We start from the raw sequence: 19807 nt of genomic DNA, 5'->3' as shown, positions 1-19807 counted from the left end.
CGTCATGGCCTATACGATTCACGGGCAGCTTTTGCATGCCCGCACCCGGCAACTCCTTGCAAACCTCAAGGTAGAAGCGTTCTACCGTCGCCAACAGCAGGTCGTGCTCAACCAGAGTACTACCAGCGACTCTGCGGGACGGTTCAAATTCGAGTTTTCAGAAGATACGCTCGGCATGCTGTCGCCGAACCAGCCGCCGGTCGCGGTCTTCTTTCAGGTTTATCGCGGCAACGAAGTGCTTCCCTCCAGTGGTACGATTAACGCGCTGCAGCCCCAAGACCACCAGATTGCGATCAAAGTCGATGTGCCTGAGGTAAGCGGTGGATATCGCGTGAGGGGCGCGATCACTTCGGCCAGCGGACTTCCTGTTTCCGGCGTGCAGGTACGCGCCTTCGACCGCGACATGCGGCACGAGCAACCGCTTGGCGAGAAGCAGACCGACAGCAAGGGCTTCTACGAGATCACCTACTCCCGCAGCCAGTTCCGCCGCGCCGAGAAGGAGCATGCCGATCTGGTGATCCGGGTGATGGACGAGAACGGTAACGAGCTCGGCGACTCCGATGTCATTTTCAATGCCGAACCCGTCCAGACCATCGACCTCACGCTGCAACCGGACCGGTACCGGGGACCATCGGAGTACGAGCGCTACGTGGAGGCGCTGGCTCCCCTCATCGAGGACGTGCCGCTCGCCGACCTGACCGACAAAGACCTGGAGTTCCTCACCGGCGAGACCGGCATCCCGGCCGAGCATCTGCGCTTCCTCCGGCTGGATGCGCAGTGGAGGCGGAAGCACGACGTGGATCGTGCGGTGTTCTACGGCCTGTTGCGTCAGGGGCTTCCGGCGAACGATCGCCGCCTGCTGGCCGAAAAGCTCTCGCGGTTACGCGAGGCCCTGGTAGCCTCCCTCAGGCAGAACATCATCCCCGGCCAGGAGAACAACGTCGACAGCATTCTGGAGCGGCTCCAGGATTTGGCGGTGAAGGCCGCTTTTGAGCAGGACGATGAAGCTGCCGCTCCGCCCCTCGGCGTTCTTCTCAACACCGCGCCTGATCTCCCAAAGGAGCTGCAGCGTCAGTTCGTCCGCTTCGCGCTCCGCTACGAGAACAACCGCGAGGCTGACTTCTGGGACAAGCTGCGCGAAGAGACCGATTTCAGCGAGGAGGCGGTCCGCGCGGCCCAGTTCACCGTCGGCCTCGGAGCGCTGAGCCGACACGCTCCGCTGGTTCAGCGCTTCCAGCGAGAGCGTCAGCAGGGCAGCATCACTGAGCTGCGCCACCTGGCACGCTTGACGGTAAATGACTGGCAAGTGCATATCGCCGAAGCGGGCTTCCCGCCGGACACGCCGGGCGAGGACGAAGAGGAGAAGGCCCGGAACTACGCCCTGCACATGGCGCGGGGGGTGGAGACAAACTTCCCGACCGCCTCCGTCGCCTACAAGCTGGAGAGAGCCAGCGGACTGGAGATGCCCCTCAAGCAGGAGATCAGCCGCTTTGTGCTGGAGGCCCCGGAGTTCGACCTTGCCCGCACGAACATCAATGCCTACATGGCGGAGCATCCCGCGCCTGACGGCATCGACGACCCTGAGGTTTTCAAGCGGGAGCTGAAGCGCGTGCAGCGGGTCTTCAAGCTAGCTCCGGAGCACGATCGGTTCGAGACGATGCAGGTTCTGCTGGAGAACGGGCTCGATTCGGCACACGCGGTCAGCGATGTGGGTGAAACCCGGATGCTGCGGGAGTATAGCGATGCACTTGGCGGCGAGAGCCGCACGACAGCCATCGCCCGCAGGGCCGGCTACATCACCGCAGAGACGCAGATCCTGATGCTCGGTTACGGAGGCCTGTTCAACCCGATCTCGCTGCCCGTAACGGCCGATCGGGTAGCCGAGAGCGGAAAGATTCCGGAACTGGCGGAGCTCTTCGGCTCTCTCAGCTTCTGCGAATGCGAGCACTGCCGGTCGGTTTACAGCCCGGCAGCGTATCTGGTGGATCTCTTGCATTGGCTGGAAGCCGAAGTGGAGGCGCTCGGCGCTCTCACCAACCGCAGACCGGATATCAGGAAAATTGAACTTTCGTGCAAGAACACCAACACGGTTCTTCCTTATGTCGACCTGGTAAACGAAATCCTCGAACGGGCAGTGGCACCGTTGCTTTTCGACTTCGAGGAGCCGCCTGCCGTGATTCGAAGTCTTGCCGGTGAGCTGGATAGCGGCGCCATGCCGACCCGGATTCGGGACGAATTCAACGAGATTGGCATCCCTCTCTCTGATAATCCCGAAGTCATCATCAAATCTACCGGCAGAGAATGGGCTATCACTGACGAAGAACGTTCGTACAACATCCTCAATATCGGGGATGAGGGCATCATCGCCTCAGCCGGTACGCCGCAAACCCGCGGTACGGCCGAAGAGTTGCGAGTGCAACCGGAATATATTAATAGCCTTGCCTACAAGAAGCTGGCCGAGGCGGTCTATCCATGGAACCTGCCATTCGACCTGTGGACGGAGGAGGCCCGCATCTTCCTGAATCACCTCGGCGTCCCGCGCTACGAGCTGATGGAGGTGCTCGGTGGCGGGGCTCCTCCGGGACCGCTGCACGTGTCGAGGGAGCGGCTGGGCCTGACGACGCGCGAACGGGAACTTGTCACCGGCTCTGACGCTAGCGAGCCGTACGAGCGCTGGGGTCTCGAGGAGACGGATAACGTCCTGCCTGATCTCGAGAACCCCGAGGACATGGTAAGCCTCGATTGGATCGACGCGCTGCGCCGGGTGCCGGTCTTCATGGCGCGGTCGGAGCTCAGCTTCAACGAACTGACCGAACTACTGACGGCTGAGTACATCAATCCCGTCGGCGCGATCACCGTCGAGTTTCCGGTGCCCGAAACCGAAGAGGAGGCCCTGCTCATCGCGAGCTGTGACCTCACGAAAGCCACGCTCACTCTGCCCGCCGAGAACGCAGCAGCGGCTGAGGTGCTAGAGCGAATCCAACGGTTCGTCCGGCTACAGCGGAAGCTGGGCTGGCCGGTCAGGGAGCTGAATGCCGCCCTGCGTGCGCTGCCTCCCAACGAATTGACGGACGAGTTCCTGATCCAGCTCGCTTATGTCGTCCGGCTGCGCGAGAAGCTCAAGGTTCCGGTGCTCGAAATGCTGAGCTGGTGGAGCGGCATCGACACGGTACGCTTCGGCGACCAGCCCTCTCTTTACGAGCAGCGCTTCCTCAACCGGGCTGTTTCAGATCCGGTCGATCCCGCTTTCAAGCTGAACGCCGCCGGCAACGAGCTGGCCACCACCACTGACACCGTTGAGGATCACAAGCCCACCATCCTCGCGGCGCTGGAGATCACGGAGAAGGAGCTGTCGCTGCTGGTCGAGCAGGTGCTGACCGACACCACGCTGAACCTCGAGAACCTGTCCGTGCTCTACCGGTGCGTATCGTTCGCCCGGCCTCTGAGGCTTTCCATCGAAGACTTTCTGAGGGCTCGCAAGCTCGTGGATGTCGAGCCGTTCGATCCGGCGGACACCTCCCAGGCGTGGCGTTTTGCCCGGAAGGTGGAAAAGATTCGGGCGTCGGGCTTTTCGGTGGCGGAACTGGATTACCTGCTCCGGCACCGGTTCCCGCTCCCTTCACCGATCGCGCCCGCCGACACTGAGATCGGCCGGGTACTGGAGGAGATCCGCACCGGACTGCAGACAGTCGCGGAGGAGCAGTCCTTCGGTCCCGAGACCACGGACCCCTCGGGAGAGCTGCTCCAGGCGAAGCTGGCGCTCCTGAACTGGGATCAGGCGCTCATCGAGCAGGTGATCGCCACGTTCAATGACGCCGTCACCTACAATGCCCCGTTGACGACCTTGCCCGAGGGGCTGATCTTCCCGCCGAATCTCAGGGAAACGGTCTATTACGTCGCTAACGCGGGAGGAACAGGCGAGCTGCGATTCAAGGGCGCGATGACCATCGCCGAGCGGGACACCTTGTTGGACCTGTCGGGCGACAGCGCCTACCGAACGGCGGTGGAATCTCTGTTCGAGACTCCCAGGACCTTCGTCTCCCGCAATATGCGGTCGTTCGAACCGCCGCACTACGCGGCCCCGCTCGCGGCCTCGCTGGCTGACTCGCCAGCGGTCCTGCCGCACGGCCTGACCTTTCCGAGGGAGCTCAACGACAGGGTGTACTACGATCGGGCCGTGGAGGAACTGAGGTTCGTCGGCGCGATGACCGTAAACGAGCGTAAGACCCTCCTGTACCTGGCAGATCATACAGCCCCGGATTATCCGGTCTACGAGAGCACCATCAATACCCTGTTCGATGCGCCCGATTCTTTCGCTCCGGAGCCGGAGGACGAGTTCCTGTCGGCAGCGGACATCGCGACACTTTTTGACGCTCCGGCGGGGACGACACCGGACGAAGTTAGCAACGTTCGCTTTGCCCTCGTGCTAGAAAAGCTCGTACCGTATCTCAGGGATCGGCTGAGCGAGCGCCTGGTTGTGCAGCGGCTCGGAGATGCGCTAGGGCTGGAGATGGAGGTGATGCAGCCGCTGTTGACCCGGTGGATCACGCTCCCGTCCGACTCGATGAAGCCTGCTGCCTGCGCCTTCCTGGATTACCGGGAAGACTGTCGTACGGAACCCACCGCGCCGGTGTTCAGCGAGAGCAGCCCCCACCTGACGCTCACCCGAGAGACCTTCTCCGAGGTTTTCCAGACCTATACCAGGCTGCATAAGGCCGCCCTGGTAGCGAACCGGCTCGATTTCACGCGGCCCCAGCTCTCCTGGCTCTTCGAGTACGAGCCGGACGTAGGTTGGCTGGACCTGAACGCGCTGCCGCTGGCGCCCACCGACTCGGCTGCCTCCCTCTTTGCCGCGTGGGAACGGCTTGCCGACCTCGCCGACCTCCGCAACGATCTTCCACTCGGCGAGAAGGTTCTGGAGGACCTTTTCGCGGAAGTGCACGCCGACACGCCGAGCAAGCAGACATATATCGAAACCCTCGTTGCGTGGACGGACTGGTCGAAATCCGACCTCGAAACGTTCCTCGGCGAGACGGTCGACCCTACCGCAACCGGTCTGCTCGGCGCCGCCTTCCCGAACGACTACAGGGACGAGCGGTTGCTGGTGCGGCTCACAAAGTGGTTCCGGCTGCTGAAGCGTCTGGGCGTATCGGCTGACGAAGCCGCGCTGTGGGGGCAGGCGGACCTGACGCCGGAGATCGCTCGCAGTATCCGCCGGGCTGCCAAGGCGAAGCACGGCCGGGAACGCTGGTACACCATCGCCGCGCCGCTGCAGGACGAGCTGCGTAAGCGTCAGCGTAACGCTCTGGTCGCATACCTGGTCGCCCACGGTCCCGACGGAGGTGATTCGACGACGTTCGAAGACGCTGACGACCTCTTTGGTCATTACCTCATCGACGTCGAGATGGACCCCTGCATGATGACCTCGCGCATCAAGCAGGCGAACAGCTCCGTGCAGCTCTTCGTGCAGCGCTCGCTGATGAGCCTGGAGCCGGAGGTCCAGATCGAGCTCAAGCATGCGCGGCAGTGGAAGACCTGGATGAAGAACTACCGGGTCTGGGAGGCCAACCGCAAGGTCTTCCTGTACCCGGAAAACTGGATCGAGCCCGAGCTGCGCGACAACAAAAGCCCCTTCTTCAAGGACCTCGAGAATGCGCTATTGCAGAACGAGATCCGCGAGGATACGGTCGAGGACGCCTTTCTCGGCTATCTGGAGAAGCTCGACGAGGTCGCCCGGCTGGAGATGGCCGGGATGTACCACCAGAAGGAAGAAGATCTCGATATCCTCCACGTCTTCGGCCGGACTCGAAACACGCCCCATATCTATTATTACCGCCGGTGGATGGACCAATCGTATTGGACGCCCTGGGAGCGGGTGGACGTGGATATCCAGGGCGATCACCTGATCCCCGTCATCTGGAACCGCCGGCTCTACCTCTTCTGGCCGATCTTTACGGAGAAGGCGGATGAGCCTGGCGAAGTGACCGAAGATGAAACGGGATCGCCGCCGGTTAAGTATTGGAACATTCAGATCGCTTGGAGCGAGAACAAGCACAACAAGTGGACCGCGAAGAAAGTCTCATCGTCACAATTGAACACACTGGCGAAAGCACATCTTCGGCAATACTTCTTCCTACCTATCGATTGGCAAGGATCGCTATTTGTAAGGGTCCGACAATCAAATGTCAACGAAAGCGGCCGATGGAGTAGCTATAATCGAATCGGCGAGTTTGTGCTAGCCGGCTGTGACAAAAACGTACATTCGTATGAGGAGAATACAGTCTTTACTGACGATCCATTTTTACGGCCTATGGGGGCAGAATACGAGTACATGGGCATCCGCCTCGGAGGAGACACCGATCTAGAAATGGTCCAGGGGGATGCAGGCGAGGATTTAGCTTTCCTGGGCACTGGAGTGCACAGAATTCCAACATTGGGCAACACACCCACCTCACTAACATTGTATTATCCTTCTCACCTCCAGGTGTTTGTCTCTCAATCACCTTTCTTCTATGAGGATACTAACCGCACATTCTTTGTCACACCGGTCGAAGTCCAACTGTCTTCATTTAAGGGAACGTACGAAGGTGAAGCCGGGCGGATAACAATTCCATTGGGATCAGGTAAGACTGCGCGATATTCGGGTTATCAATTTAGCACGTCCTATCATCCCTTCACCTGCACGTTCATCAAGGAGCTCAATCGGCATGGGATCAGCGGCCTCCTCAATCCGGCCAAGGATGGAGGATCTTCCGATCTGAGACGGCAATTGATCCATGATTACTACTTCGGCCCCGAGCGTCCTGAACGCGAAAGCGAAAATCTCTACGCTCCAGAGTATCTCACCGTTCTCCGTCCATATCCCAAGGACGACATAGACTTTTCCTATCGCGGCTCCTACTCCCTTTACAACTGGGAGCTCTTCTTCCACGCGCCGCTCCTTATCGCCGACCGCCTCAGCAAGAACCAGCGGTTCGAAGAGGCGATGCAGTGGTTCCACTACATCTTCGACCCCACGATCGGAGAGGACCCATCGCTCGATGCAAGTGACCGCCGATCGCCGGCACGTTTCTGGAAGGTTAAACCATTCTTCCAGAACGAACGGACGGATGAGGAAGGACGACCCTACTCGATCCGGTTCCTGCTCGACCTTCTCCACTACGACGGTTCCGATTCCGAGCTGCGCGAGCTCAAGCGGGATTTCGAAAACCAGATCGACGAGTGGCGTGACAAACCGTTCAATCCGCACCTGATTGCCCGGCTGCGCACCTCGCCCTACCAGTGGGCGGTGGTGATGAAATACCTCGACAACCTGATCGCCTGGGGAGACCAACTCTTCCGCCGCGACACGATCGAGTCGATCAATGAAGCCACGCAGCTCTACATCCTCGCCGCTCAGATCCTTGGCGATCGCCCCGTCCAGCTCCCGGCCCAGCGGGTGCGGGACAGAACCTATAATCAACTAAAAAACGAGAATCTGGGTGCATTTAGTAACGCCCTTGTCGAGATTGAGAACGCTATCGCTCCCTCTATAGATGGGGAACTGTCAACTGCCGGCGGCAGCGACGGGATGCCGAGGCTCAGGACGCTCTACTTCTGCGTTCCGCCGAACGAGAAGCTGCTCGGATACTGGGACACGGTCACGGATCGCCTCTTCAAGATCCGCCACTGCATGAACATCGAAGGCGTGGTACGCCAGCTGCCGTTGTTCGAACCGCCCATCGAGCCCGGTATGCTCGTCCGAGCCGCCGCTGCGGGCGTCGATCTCAGCAGCGTCCTCAGCGATGTAAATGCACCGCTGCCCCATTACCGCTTCCAGGTGATGCTGCAGAAAGCGGTCGAACTATGCGGTGACGTCCGCGCCTTGGGTGGCGCTCTGCTCTCGGCTCTCGAGAAAAAAGACGCCGAGGAACTGGCGCTGATGCGCTCGAAGCACGAACTCAAGCTGCTTGATAGCGTCCGACAGATCAAAGAGCAGCAGATTGAGGAAGCAACCGAGGCTCTGAAGGGGTTGCAAAAATCTAAGGAGATTACCAAAGCACGTCGCAACTACTACAGAGATATTGAGCGAATCAATGAGCATGAACAAGTTCATATGGATAGCTTAGGAACTGCGCACGTGTTCAGTGAGATAGCACAGGGAATTCAAACTTCAGTTGCAGCTGCACATACAGTGCCCAATTTTGATGTGGGTACCGCAGGATGGGCGGCAACTCCTGTGGTGAAAGCTTCTTTTGGTGGCAACAATCTTGGCAGCGCACTCCAGAGTGCCGCCGGAGTCTTGGAGATGATTGCACGACAATATACGCACGATGCCACAATGGCATCAATAAAAGGTGGGTATGATCGTCGGTGGGATGATTGGAAATTACAAGAAAGTTTGGCCAATAAGGAGTTGGAGCAGATCGACAAGCAAATCGCCGCCGCCGAGATTCGTCTTGCTATCTCCGAAAAGGAGCTTGAAAACCATGATCTCCAGACCGAGAACGCGCAGGAAGTCGACACCTACATGCGTCAGAAATTCACCAATCGAGAACTCTATGGCTGGATGGTGTCGCAGCTTTCGGCCCTCTACTTTCAGAGCTACCAGTTGGCCTACGACCTCGCCAAGCGGGCGGAACGGGCGTACCGTCACGAGCTGGGGCTGACGGACTCGAATTTCATCCAGTTCGGCTACTGGGACAGCCTGAAGAAGGGGTTGCTCGCCGGTGAAAAACTCCACCACGACCTCAAGCGCATGGATGTAGCCTACCTGGAGCAGAACAAGCGTGAGTACGAGCTCACCAAGCACGTCTCGCTCGTCTTGCTGCAGCCGGAGGCGCTGGTCAGGCTGCGAGAGACCGGCGAATGCTTCTTCCACCTCCCCGAGGTGATCTTCGACCTGGATTACCCCGGCCACTACATGCGACGCATCAAGTCGGTGAGCCTCACGCTCCCCTCGGTGACCGGACCGTATACGAACGTCAGTTGCACCGTTACGCTACAGAGCAACCGCATCCGCAAGAATACGAATACCGCCCCCTCTTATGCCTGGACCGGGGATACGAATGACGACCGCTTTATCTATAATCTGGGCGGTATTCAATCAATTGCGACGAGCAGTGCCCGGGAAGACAGCGGCCTGTTCGAACTCAACTTCCGCGACGAGCGCTATCTACCCTTTGAAGGCGCAGGGGTCATCGGCAATTGGCGTCTCGAATTGCCCCAGGAGTTTCGCCAATTCGACTACGACACGATCTCGGATGTCATCCTCCACGTCCACTACACGGCCAGGGACGGGGGCGCCGGTTTCGCGGGACTGGTGAACGCCTCCCTCACGGAAGCCCTCAACCGTTGGCTCGAAGACCTGTCGGCATCGGGGCGCGGGCTATTCCGAATGTTCAGTCTTCGGCAGGAATTCTCTTCTCAGTTCCACCAGTTCCTTCACCCGAAAGCAGACGATACAGCGCATGAAACCCTGCTGACTGTCGAGGAAAAGCACTTTCCGCATTTTCTCCTCGGAATGGAATTTGTGCTCGCTCAGGATGTATCGCCGCAAATTTTGGTAGTGGTTAAGCCCAGATCGATCAACAACTATTCAACGTTCGCAGAAGCAGAAATGCCGGTTACGCTTGTGAAGAATGGCTCCTCGCACGATTCCAGCATCGCTTCGCGAAAGGATCTGGGAAACTTGCCGACGGCGGCTTTCCCGTCTTCGGAATCATCGGTAGGGTTGTCAGGCTCCCTAATGGGAGATTGGATGCTAGCTATCAATCGCTCGGACGTGCCGGAGGATATTGCAATTGATGTGGATGGTCAGCCGCAGTTAAACCCGGAAATGATAGAGGACATCTTTCTGTTTATACGATATGAAGTAAGAGTTACCTGACTACATACTGACGTCTTCTCATATCACCCTATCTTAAGAAAAAGGGGGAACATAAAATTTGCCGTGTAGTCTTGTCATGACTACAATCGAGCTGCCATCATCAATTGTACTGGAAGTGTCCTCATGAAGACCGTCAATACTTACGTTCGTGCACGCATCGATGTCGAAACTAAAGAGCGTGCCGCTGCCGCCCTTGAAGCAATGGGTTTGACCGTCTCGGACGCCATCCGACTGTTGATGCTTCGCGTGGCCGATGAACGCCGCCTGCCGTTTGAAATCAAGGTTCCGAATGCCAAAACAAAAAAGGCCTTGTCCGAACTGGAGACCGGAAATGGTAAGCGGTTCGAGAGCATCGATGATCTGATGGCGGATCTGCATGCGGGTGATTGAACGCTCGACTGCTTTCAAGCGAGACTACAAGCGTGAAAGTAAAGGGAAGTATCGAAAGACGCTGGATCACGACCTTGAACTTGTACTCCTGGCGTTGGCGACCGATCAACCATTGGAGGATCGTTTTCGCGACCATGATCACGGCGGTAATTGGGAGGGTTATCGGGAGTGTCACATCAAACCCGATCTGCTACTGATTTATCGTAAGTCGGATACCAACCTTCTTCGATTGGCCCAGCCTGGGCTCACATAGCGAGCTATTTGGCTAAAGTTGGCGCAGAACGTTCTCTTTTCTCATCTTGAGATGTGTGGCATTTATTGTGTCTCGCCTATGGAAAGCCCATGAATCCAAGGGTTTAAATGGACTGCAAAGCCGTGTACGCCGGTTCGATTCCGACCGCAGCCTCCATTCTTTCCAAATCAAATCAATAAATTTATACATAATCACGGATCGTTAATCCGTGGTTGCGAAAATCGGCTAAAGCATGGAACTCAAAGTCGGCATGACTCTCCTTAGCTCGACTTTCCCCATTATGCGGCATAGCACATTATCTCGATACAGCGGGTCAGTAATGGGTTGGGATTTTTTTCCACGTCGGTGGCTGGCGGCGACCTGGAAAAAAGGTGTGCACTCCACAGGTGACGGCGTACCAAGGCCAACGCATCGATAAAGGTCGGGTGAGTTTTGCGATACCAGGCAGCGGTACGCACCGGCATCGCCTGGTTGGCGACCAGCCGATCGGCCATGAGGGTGACCAGGGAGAACAAGCCGAGCAGGATGGGCGTGGTCCGGGCGATCGCCCGCCTTGACCATTGGCGCTGCGTTTCCAGTCCCAAGTGGGCACGGGTTTCTTCGAAGGTGACCTCGACCTGCCAACGGCGGATAAACCACTGGACGATCTCTGTCGGCGCGGCCTTCGGATCCGTGCACAACAGCGCTTGGGCCTGGAAGCGCTGGAGCGGATCGCGGATCAGCACCCAACGGAGCGGTACGGGCGGTTTGCCCGCGTGGTACCACACCGCCGTGCCCGAGGCGATTTCCACCGGGCGGTCGGATTCGCCATACCACCGCGCAACGGTCAAGCGTTGCCAACGGGTCGCCGGGTCGGCGGCCACTTGCGCCAGCGTGGAGAGCCGTTTCCCCTTTTTGCGCGGTCGTCCAGAGCGGCCCGGTCGCGGCGGCGGGGCCGGTTCGTACAACGCCGCATCCAACCGCAGCCGGGTCACGACACTGAACCGGTCCCCAGTGACGGCCGCCAAAAGATCCAAGGCCGCAAAGCTCTGATCGGCGACCACCACGATCGAGCGGGTGGGCAACCAGCGCCGGACCATCCGCAAGAGCTGCCGGGCCCGCTCGGTCAAGGATCGATGCGCACGCCGATAGCGCCGATAGTAGCGCTCCGAGGGGCATAGCGAGGTCAGAAAAGGAAGCGCCCAAACCCGATGGGCCCAAGGGATCGGCACCAACAGCATCAGGCTCAACCAGCGCAGGCCGCTGGCTTTCACAAAATGCCCCCGGCTGGAGCGGACCGGGTCCCGGTAGATCCCCCGAGCACCAATCTTGCGCCCCCACCGTCGCTCAATCGTGTCATCCAATCCCATCACCAAGGGTCCCTGCCAGGCAAACGCCTGGATTAACAGCCCCAACAACAGGCGACTGCTGGCCAGCCCAGACCACCGCGCCCGGCTGAGCACCCGATGGTAGTTCTTGAACCGTCGCTCCTCGCCGAGCCCCATCACCCGAAGCACTGCCGCCACCGTGCGTCGACCAGGCGTGAGGATCGCACCTATCAGTAACACTTGCGCCCGTTGCCATACCCTTTTGCTGAACAGCGGTGCAAACACCTTTATAATCGACAAGACGTCGGGAGGTAATCCGCCCATCTGAAGAACCTCTTTTTGGTCGAAGATGATTCTTCATAGGTGGTTATCTCCCGGCCCTTATACAACCCCTCAAATGGGGAAAGTCGAGCTCAGGACCTGTTCATAATCTCTCATAACCTGGATAATTCAGGTTATGAGAAAGCAATACGCAAGCGATATCAGTCGAGAACAGTTTGAGAAAATCCGGCCACTGCTGGAGAGTGCCCGCAAGAAGACCAAGCCCCGCAGGGTGGATCTGTACGAGGTGTTTTGTGCGGTGCTGTACTTGCTCAAGAGTGGCTGCCAGTGGCGGATGCTCCCGAATGATTTTCCGAAGTGGCGCACGGTGCATTCCTACTTTCAGCAATGGAGTGAGAAGCCCGAAGATGGGGGGCCGAGCCTGCTGGAGCAGGCTTTAAAAAAAACGGGTTGGCGAGGTCCGGACCCACCAGGGACGCAACGCCTCAACGCGCTTTTTGATCATCGACGCGCAAAGCGTGAAGCACACCGATAGCGCACGGCACAAAGGCTACGATGGAGGCAAGAAAATCTCGGGGATCAAACGCCATATTGCGGTGGATACCCAGGGGCTACCGCATGCCATCGCGGTGACGACGGCCAATGTGACGGATCGTCAGGGAGCGCTCGAGGCCCTAAAGCGGAATGCATCGAGCCTGGATCGAGTGCATAGTGTCCTGGTGGACGGTGGTTATACCGGAAAGCCGTTTGCAAAAGCTATCGAGGAGAGGCTGGGTGCGACGGTGCAGGTAGCTAAGCGACGTGAGTTGCACACCTTTGCGGTGATGCCACAGCGCTGGGTGGTGGAGCGATCTTTTGCTTGGTTGGAAAAATGCCGGCGTCTGTGGAAGAACTGCGAACGCAAACTCAATACCAGCTTGCAGTTTATTAATTTAGCTTTTCTGGCACTATTGTTAAAAAGATCATGAACAGGCTCTTAGCGGCGATTGTCGGATGCCGGATTGATTCAGGTTTCGTCTTGAAGATCGAGTTGGCGTTCGATCCGCTCTACCCGTTCGGCCATGTCTCCATAGAGACCCGCATTGTCCCGCTTCAGGCCGGCCATCGCTGATTCCAGACTGGTCAACCTTGATTTGATCTCCCGCAAGTCTTCTTTCATACCGTCGAGATCGGAGCGAATGTGACGGAGATGCTCGAGGATCAAGTTTTCAACATTCTGGGACATCTTTCCAAAAGCCAATAATTTCTCTTCCGCCATTTTACCCGAAAAGAATGCAAGGGCCTTGTTCGAGCGCGGCATTTTCTTATTCTATCGATAGCGGACCACGCGGATTCCTCTCCGGGAGGGCCGGCTCTTCGACCAATCTTGTCAGGTCCGTGCAAGTCGCCGCTTTTTTCTGACAAGCGGGGCGGCAGACATAAAGATGGCATGTGCCGGATAGCAGGAAACGGGCCAGGGTGCGCACGCGGCGAGTTTAGGGCTCCCACGGACTCTAAGGTTGTCCGATGTGGACACCTAGAGGTTAAAGTTTAAGCAGCACCCCTGAAACTCAAGTCACAGTAACGAAAAGCTGTTCTGCGGATTTTTCAGCTTCTTCATATGGTCCGGAACAGTCGGTTGTTTTAGGCACGCTGTTGCGCAGCATCGCCACCACGGGGGGCTCAAAGATCTGCTAAATGCTGGCAGCCTGATCGCAGGCGGGAAAGCTGTATGTAATAGGTCGGATTTAGGAATAGTTCGTCCATCTCGCCCAAATCGTCTACTGTGAGGCCCTGCTTCACCAACACGTTTAGGTACTGGAACGCATCCTTCGCGCCATAGCCTACATGGTGGGCGCCCAGCACACGACGCGAGTCTCCGTCGATGACGAGCTTTTGATAGCCGGACATGTGGGGTTTCGCCATGGCGTACAGCATGGTGCGGTCGGAAGCCGGTAAGGCGGCGTTCAATCCATCGGGGCTGTTGGGTGGTATTTTGATGATGACAACATTTTTATATCTGGCGCGGGCCTCAGCCTCGCTCAGCCCCAACCAACTGACCTCGTAATGGGTGTGGAGAAAATCGGGAAAATCCTTCGGCTCGTAATGTGCTTCAACACCCATGATATTGCGGGCCGCATACATCCCGCTCTTGCGCGCCTTGAACATTTCCATGGGTGCACCGATCAGATCGCCGATCGCATAAACGTTCGGCACCGAGGTTTGCAATTGCGAATTAACGAGAATCTCATTGCTCGGGCCCACCTTGACGCTTAGCGCTCTTGCCGGCATTTCCGAATTGGGGACTTCGCCCAATGCCGTGAAGACGAAATTAGTTTCGATCCTCTTTTCGCCATCGGGTGTTCGCACAATCACGGCCTCGACCCCGTCTTTTCCGTCGTCCTCGATGCGTAGGGCCTCCGAACCCTCCCAGAGTTCGACGCCTTGCTCCTTCATGCGCTCCAGAACGTAAGTGCGGATTTCCGCATCGGGGATCAATTTCAGGCATTTGGTGCGCACGATCAGGATCGTCCTCCGACCGGTAGCGCTGAAAAACGACCCGTACTCGACTGCCGTCTTACCGCCTCCGAGTACCACTATGGTATCCGATGGCTCGTAATCCAGGGTTTCGACCAAGCTGACGTTACTGTAGACGCCCTTGAGACCGCTTCCCGGAATGTCCAGCGCCTGCGGTCTGGCACCGAGGCCAAGCACGAGGTTTTTGGCGGTAAACCTGCGACCGGCCACTTCCACCGTGTGCCGGTCGACAATCCGGCCGGGTGCGTTGAGGACATATTCGAGATCGAGCTGTTCTTTGCTCTGATAATTCATCATAGCGTGGGGACCGGTGCGACCGCGACGGAACAGATCTACCACGTCCTTGATCGATGTGACTACGCCGTCCATGTTCGGAAACCACAGCGTGCCGCTGAATGTGCGCTGGAGCATGAGCTCCGACGCGCAGTCCGAGAACACGTGATGAGGAACACAGGCATTGTGCGGACAGGAACCTCCGAGGAAAGGCCAGCGATCGATGATGAGCTGCCGGCCCCCCATTGCGCGCAGACAAGCCGAGCCGAAGCGGCCGCCGGCGCCGCCTCCCAAGAAGATAGCGTCGTATTCCCGATCGTCCTTATCGTCGACGTTGAATATTGCCGCGTCCATATTTTTACCGTCCAGCGATTCAATGAGGTTCCCCCACTGTTCGATGGTTAGCTTCTCGTCATGAACATTGATGAACTTCGTCGTGGTCATCGGGATTTTCCTGTGGAAGCGAGGTCAATGCATGCAGCAGGGGCACCCCATCACCGCGGCCATCGTGAGTGTGGCATAGGTCATGCTGTGATGGGCGGCGCCAGATTGGGAGTCGAACAATAAAGAAACTACGCGGCTGTTCGGGACATCGTCCGGTACTTGTTCGATCTTGAACCAGGTGCCGACATAGTTCCCGTCTCCGTCGACATGATCGCCGGGCTGCCCGGACGGTGACGGACAGACTTTCATGACGGGGGCAATCGGCGCCGCGCCTTTCGTATGGGTCATGATCCATACGTTTCTCATGGGGGATGCCTTCTCTATCTATATTCTATATTAGTTTCTTATTTAAGAATAAGCATTATTATCCATAGATGTCAATTAGTGATACAGGAAACCGGTAATATCGGTGTCGTGGTGGCAAGTATTGACAAGTAACAATAATTTATATTGTAATGATTAAAGTCGAGGGGAGAGCATATTGTAAAGTATGGATAGTTGAAGGTCTTTGTAGGTTCCATCAACCCTTGAGGGTCGTTTCGGCGCCAGCCGGACGTAATGGACACTACGCCCGACGTCGGAAACTGATTCCTCGGAATCGGAGGAGAAAGCGATGATATTGAATGGCGCAGAAGTGCTGATTCCCACCAGCATGGTCGGCAACTATCCCAACCCGCGCTGGTGGGATGCGGAATTTGCCCGGCACTTTACCGGGGACCAGCAGCCGCCCGATGCGATGTGGCAGGAGGCGCTCGAAGACGTGGTCGGCGCCATCGTGCGCGACCAGGAGACGGCCGGTCTCGACATCATTTCGGATGGCCGGATTCATAGCGACAACTATGCCGACCAGGCGCTGTATTACTATATGCGGCGGCTCGGCTACGACCTCAAGGGCGGCCACCTGGGCTTTCCCATCTACAGCCGCCTCCATTCCGGCACGGTCACACAGGAGATCAAGCGGCACGGCGCACTGATGGTCGAGCAGGCGAAGGCTTTGCGCAAGGCGACCCGGAAGCCAATCAAGGTGCAATACACCGGCGTTCAGGTGCTCGCACAATGCACCCATGATCTTTATTACCCATCCGGCCGCGAGCGTGCGCTGGCCATCGCGGCGGCCATCAACGAAGACTTGAAAGAAGTCGAGGCAATCGGCGCGGACTTCATCCAGCTCGACGAGTTCACCTGGCCGTACTTCTTCGAAGACTATGCCATCGAAGCGTTCAACCGCGCGGTCGAAGGCATCCACAGGGCGAAAATCATCGTTCACGTCTGCTGGGGCAATTGGGGCGGCACGCCGGCTTACCAGCCCGATGAAACCGCGAGTTCGGGCGAAGTGTACGACCTCACGAAGCGCAAGGGGAAAGCGCCGTCCGCAACGGCCTCGATCATCCCGAAGGCGTATGAAGCGAACATCAGGGTCCTCAATCTCGAAAACTGCGGCCGCCGCTCTGACGACCTGTCCGGCCTCGATGTCATCCGGCAACATCCCCTTCCGCCGAACGTCGATTTCTGGGCCGGCGTGATCGATGTGAAGAGCACGATCACCGAAACCGCCGACGAGGTGGCGGATCGGATTCGCAAACTCCTCGAATACGTTCCGGCGGATCGTCTCGGCGTGACCACCGATTGCGGGCTCATCCTTTTGCAGCGGTATATCGCCAAGGACAAGATTCATGCGCTGGTGGAAGGGACCAAGATGGTTCGCGAAGAAATCGAGACAGGCCGGGTCGCCGCCGAAAATGCATAGAAACAAGAGCGGGGGCGGGCGCCGGCCTGCTCCTACGAGAAATGCACGTATCCGTATCGTTGCTCTCATGGTTTCTGCGGGAACGATAAAACCGGGTATCCGCCCTCAACACTCATATTTCGATCGATTATGGCTTACAGTAACCGCAATTCACTGACAGACCGGGTCGTCGCCATCACCGGCGGCGCCACGGGTATCGGATTTTCCACCGCCGAACGCTGCGCAGCGGCTGGCGCCCGCATCGCCGTCATCGATCTTGCCCAGGAACGCGGCTCCACGGCGGTCCAGGCCTTAAACGCACGGGGATGCACAGCCAATTTCTTTCGCGCCGACGTGACCGACGAGGCCCAAATAACCAAGGCGATAAATGATGCGGAACGGGAATTGGGTCCAATAACCGGCCTCGTCAACAACGCCGGAATCGCGGGCTTCGGATCGGTGCACGAAGCGGAACGCTCCGAATGGGAACGCATCATGGCGGTCAACGTGACCGGAACGTTTCTCGCCTCGAAGGCTGCGATTCCGGGCATGCTCGAGCGCGGCCACGGCGCCATCGTCAACTTCGGCTCCGTGGCCGGCATGGTCGGCATCCCCACGATGGCGGCTTACTGCGCGGCCAAGGGTGCGGTGGTGAACCTTACCCGGCAAATGGCTGCCGATTATTCCAGCAAGGGCATCCGGATCAACGCCGTCTGCCCCGGCACGGTGGCCTCGACCGACATGGGACACCAGTTGCTGGGCAGCGACAGCAGCCCGGAGCTGCAGGCCAGACGCCTGGCAAAATATCCCATTGGCCGTTTCGGCGAACCCGGCGACATCGCAGCCGCGGTGCTCTTTCTCCTTTCCGATGAGGCCGCCTTCGTGACCGGCGCCGCATTCGCGGTCGACGGCGGGATGACCGCGATATGAGCGCCGCAAATGAAATGAAAAGACCAGGGAGTACGGGCATCTACACGGACGAATCCAAGCGGAAGCAGCTGTCTGAACTCGCCACACGGGTAGCCGACGGCGATGTGGTGGCGGTAGGCGGAGGGCTTTCGTCGCGGGAGCCGATGGCGCTGCTCCGGGAACTGCTGAGGGTCGGTCGGAAGGACCTTCACGTCGTCGGCTCGGCCCATGGTATCGACATCGACCTTCTCTGCGGCGGAGGCGCCGTCGCGGCAACCTCGGAAAGCTACGTCGGCTTCGAACAGGATTTCGGCATGGCTCCGAATTTCCGCCGCGCCTGCGAAGACGGCTCGGTCGAGGTACAGGACAATTGCTGCTACACCCTGGTTCAGCAGCTCCGGGCGGCCATCGCCGGGCTGCCGTTCATGCCCATTCGCTCCGTGCGCGGCACCGACATGCTGAAGCTGCATCCCGAGTTCAAGATTATGACCTGCCCGTTCACGGGGCAGGAAGTGGTCCTGGTGCCGGCCTTGAAACCCGGCATCGCGCTCATCCACGCCCAGTACGGGGACGAACAGGGGAATCTCCGCATTGAGGGGCCGCCCGTCGCCGACATTCTGTTCGCGCAGGCATCCAAGCAAGTTGTCGCGACCGTCGAAAAGATCGTGAGCACCGAGCGGCTCAAGGAGCTGGGCGGCATCTCCATTCCCTACTTCTACGTAACGGCTCTGGCCGAAGTACCGTTCGGCGCCCATCCGACCGCGTGCTATCCGTTCTACACCTACGACCGCACCCACACCCAACACTATTACGCGGCGGCGAAGGACGGCCCCGAGGCGTTCGCCCGCTCTTATCTGGACCGCTACGTCTTCGAGTGCCGCGACCAGGCCGAATACCTGGAACGGATCGGCGGGCCGGCGGTGACCGAGCGCCTGGGGCGATGGTCGGAAAGCGTAGAATCTTGGCTCGAACTCTACCGGGAGGCCTGATCATGTCTTCAACCTGCACCCTCGGCGAGATGATGATCTACCGGCTCGCCCGAACGATTCCGGACGGCGCGCTGACCTTTCACGGCTTCGGCTCTCCACTGGTACAGCTCGCCATGCACGTGGCGAAGCGCACCCATGCGCCTCATATGGTTCTGATCGCGGGGGCGACCTACGGCGTGAATCCCGATCCGCCTTTCCTGACGGCCACGACCAACGATTGGACCATGGATCGGGGCGCGTCCTCCTCGCTCAATATCGGCGAACTCTTCGACCTGGCCGCCTCGGGACGGCTCCACCGGATGTTTCTGTCGGGCCTGCAAATCGATCGCTGGGGAAATTGCAACGTGACCGGGCTGGGCGAGTCCTTGACCAGGCTCAAGCTGCCCGGGGGCGGCGGCGGCTGCAACCTGTCCTGCGACGTGGGCGACCTGACGCTGTGGACGGCGGCCCATCGCTGCCCGCCCAACAAGCACGGCGTGCGCAGGTTCCGTCTCGTCGAAAAATGCGACTTCGTGACCAGTCTCGGCCATCGCGCCGCTGACGGCACCTCGCGGAAGCAGTTCGGCCATATCGGCAACGGTCCAGAGTGGCTGGTAACCGACCTCGGCGTATTCGATTTCGACGCTTCGGGCCATATGCGCCTGCAAGCGCTCTATCCGGACACCCCGGTCGAGGAGGTGTTGGCGAATACCGGCTTTGCGCCGCTTATCAGCGACGAATTGACGGTCGCCGACACGCCCGCGCCGGAAGTGGTTGATATCATTCGCCGGCTGGACCCGCTGAAGATCCACGAGAAGGAACTGCGTCCGGAAGATCGACAGCGACGGTTCGATATGCGGGCCGGCTGAG

Annotated in this window: 12 protein-coding genes; 8 read left to right on the top strand and 4 right to left on the bottom strand. The window is 58.6% G+C overall.

Annotation, left to right across the window (positions count from 1 at the left end; genetic code table 11):
* Positions 1-4: 4 nt before the first annotated feature.
* From H035_RS20040 to H035_RS20035, 3 genes are all read left to right on the top strand, one after another.
* Positions 5-9868, top strand: coding sequence for a Tc toxin subunit A-related protein (locus tag H035_RS20040; RefSeq protein WP_022949759.1), 9864 nt, complete (start codon positions 5-7; stop codon positions 9866-9868).
* Positions 9869-9991: 123 nt separating this feature from the next.
* Complete coding sequence (locus H035_RS0114865) at positions 9992-10258, top strand: type II toxin-antitoxin system RelB/DinJ family antitoxin (RefSeq protein WP_022949758.1); 267 nt, start codon at positions 9992-9994, stop codon at positions 10256-10258.
* Positions 10245-10511 carry a type II toxin-antitoxin system YafQ family toxin gene (locus H035_RS20035; RefSeq protein ID WP_022949757.1) on the top strand — a complete coding sequence of 89 codons (267 nt, stop codon included), beginning with the start codon at positions 10245-10247 and terminating at the stop codon, positions 10509-10511. The genes H035_RS0114865 and H035_RS20035 overlap by 14 nt, the downstream gene beginning before the upstream one ends.
* A 278-nt stretch (positions 10512-10789) precedes the next feature.
* Here H035_RS20035 and H035_RS0114855 read toward each other — a convergent pair whose 3' ends face one another.
* Positions 10790-12142, bottom strand: a complete 1353-nt coding sequence (locus H035_RS0114855; RefSeq protein WP_026596441.1) for an IS701 family transposase — start codon at positions 12140-12142, stop codon at positions 10790-10792.
* A 133-nt stretch (positions 12143-12275) separates the two neighbouring features.
* Here H035_RS0114855 and H035_RS21515 point away from each other — a divergent pair.
* Positions 12276-13068 (top strand): IS5 family transposase gene (locus H035_RS21515; RefSeq protein WP_152486081.1). Its coding sequence is split into 2 segments (ribosomal slippage): positions 12276-12547 and positions 12546-13068, totalling 795 coding nucleotides; the frame shifts between segments, so codons are not numbered across the junction.
* 38 nt (positions 13069-13106) lie between these two features.
* On the opposite strand, the gene H035_RS0114840 is transcribed toward H035_RS21515, so the two are convergent.
* The 3 genes from H035_RS0114840 to H035_RS0114830 all read right to left on the bottom strand — a co-directional run bounded on the left by H035_RS0114840 (position 13107) and on the right by H035_RS0114830 (position 15640).
* Entirely contained in the window at positions 13107-13325 is a 219-nt protein-coding gene (locus H035_RS0114840) for a hypothetical protein (RefSeq protein WP_026596663.1), read from the bottom strand.
* A 437-nt stretch (positions 13326-13762) separates the two neighbouring features.
* Entirely contained in the window at positions 13763-15334 is a 1572-nt protein-coding gene (locus H035_RS0114835) for an FAD-dependent oxidoreductase (RefSeq protein WP_022949755.1), read from the bottom strand.
* Positions 15335-15358: 24 nt separating this feature from the next.
* Positions 15359-15640: a hypothetical protein gene (locus H035_RS0114830; protein WP_022949754.1), complete on the bottom strand. Its 282-nt coding sequence runs from the start codon at positions 15638-15640 to the stop codon at positions 15359-15361.
* A gap of 307 nt (positions 15641-15947) precedes the next feature.
* Between H035_RS0114830 and H035_RS0114825 the strand changes: the two genes are divergently transcribed.
* The 4 genes from H035_RS0114825 (at position 15948) to H035_RS0114810 (ending at position 19806) form a co-directional block, all read left to right on the top strand.
* Complete coding sequence (locus H035_RS0114825) at positions 15948-17081, top strand: cobalamin-independent methionine synthase II family protein (protein ID WP_022949753.1); 1134 nt, start codon at positions 15948-15950, stop codon at positions 17079-17081.
* Between the two features lie 129 nt (positions 17082-17210).
* Positions 17211-17990, top strand: coding sequence for an SDR family NAD(P)-dependent oxidoreductase (locus H035_RS0114820; RefSeq protein WP_022949752.1), 780 nt, complete (start codon positions 17211-17213; stop codon positions 17988-17990).
* Entirely contained in the window at positions 17987-18958 is a 972-nt protein-coding gene (locus H035_RS0114815) for a CoA transferase subunit A (RefSeq protein ID WP_022949751.1), read from the top strand. Before H035_RS0114820 ends, H035_RS0114815 begins: the two co-directional genes overlap by 4 nt.
* A 2-nt stretch (positions 18959-18960) precedes the next feature.
* The gene (locus H035_RS0114810; RefSeq protein WP_022949750.1) at positions 18961-19806 is read left to right on the top strand and encodes a CoA-transferase subunit beta; all 846 of its coding nucleotides are present in this window, start codon (positions 18961-18963) and stop codon (positions 19804-19806) included.
* Position 19807 lies beyond the last annotated feature (1 nt).

The organism is Methylohalobius crimeensis 10Ki, assembly GCF_000421465.1.
Taxonomy (GTDB): Bacteria; Pseudomonadota; Gammaproteobacteria; order Methylococcales; family Methylothermaceae; genus Methylohalobius; species Methylohalobius crimeensis.
Note: the sequence above shows the minus strand (reverse complement) of the source record. Positions and strands in the feature narration are given on the sequence as shown.

Coding starts and splice junctions, on each gene's coding strand:
- H035_RS0114830 (WP_022949754.1), bottom strand. CDS start 15,640: ATGAGAAACGTATGGATCATGACCCATACGAAAGGCGCGGCGCCGATT.
- H035_RS0114815 (WP_022949751.1), top strand. CDS start 17,987: ATGAGCGCCGCAAATGAAATGAAAAGACCAGGGAGTACGGGCATCTAC.
- H035_RS0114820 (WP_022949752.1), top strand. CDS start 17,211: ATGGCTTACAGTAACCGCAATTCACTGACAGACCGGGTCGTCGCCATC.
- H035_RS20035 (WP_022949757.1), top strand. CDS start 10,245: ATGCGGGTGATTGAACGCTCGACTGCTTTCAAGCGAGACTACAAGCGT.
- H035_RS0114865 (WP_022949758.1), top strand. CDS start 9,992: ATGAAGACCGTCAATACTTACGTTCGTGCACGCATCGATGTCGAAACT.
- H035_RS0114825 (WP_022949753.1), top strand. CDS start 15,948: ATGATATTGAATGGCGCAGAAGTGCTGATTCCCACCAGCATGGTCGGC.
- H035_RS0114855 (WP_026596441.1), bottom strand. CDS start 12,142: ATGGGCGGATTACCTCCCGACGTCTTGTCGATTATAAAGGTGTTTGCA.
- H035_RS0114810 (WP_022949750.1), top strand. CDS start 18,961: ATGTCTTCAACCTGCACCCTCGGCGAGATGATGATCTACCGGCTCGCC.
- H035_RS0114835 (WP_022949755.1), bottom strand. CDS start 15,334: ATGACCACGACGAAGTTCATCAATGTTCATGACGAGAAGCTAACCATC.
- H035_RS20040 (WP_022949759.1), top strand. CDS start 5: ATGGCCTATACGATTCACGGGCAGCTTTTGCATGCCCGCACCCGGCAA.
- H035_RS0114840 (WP_026596663.1), bottom strand. CDS start 13,325: ATGTCCCAGAATGTTGAAAACTTGATCCTCGAGCATCTCCGTCACATT.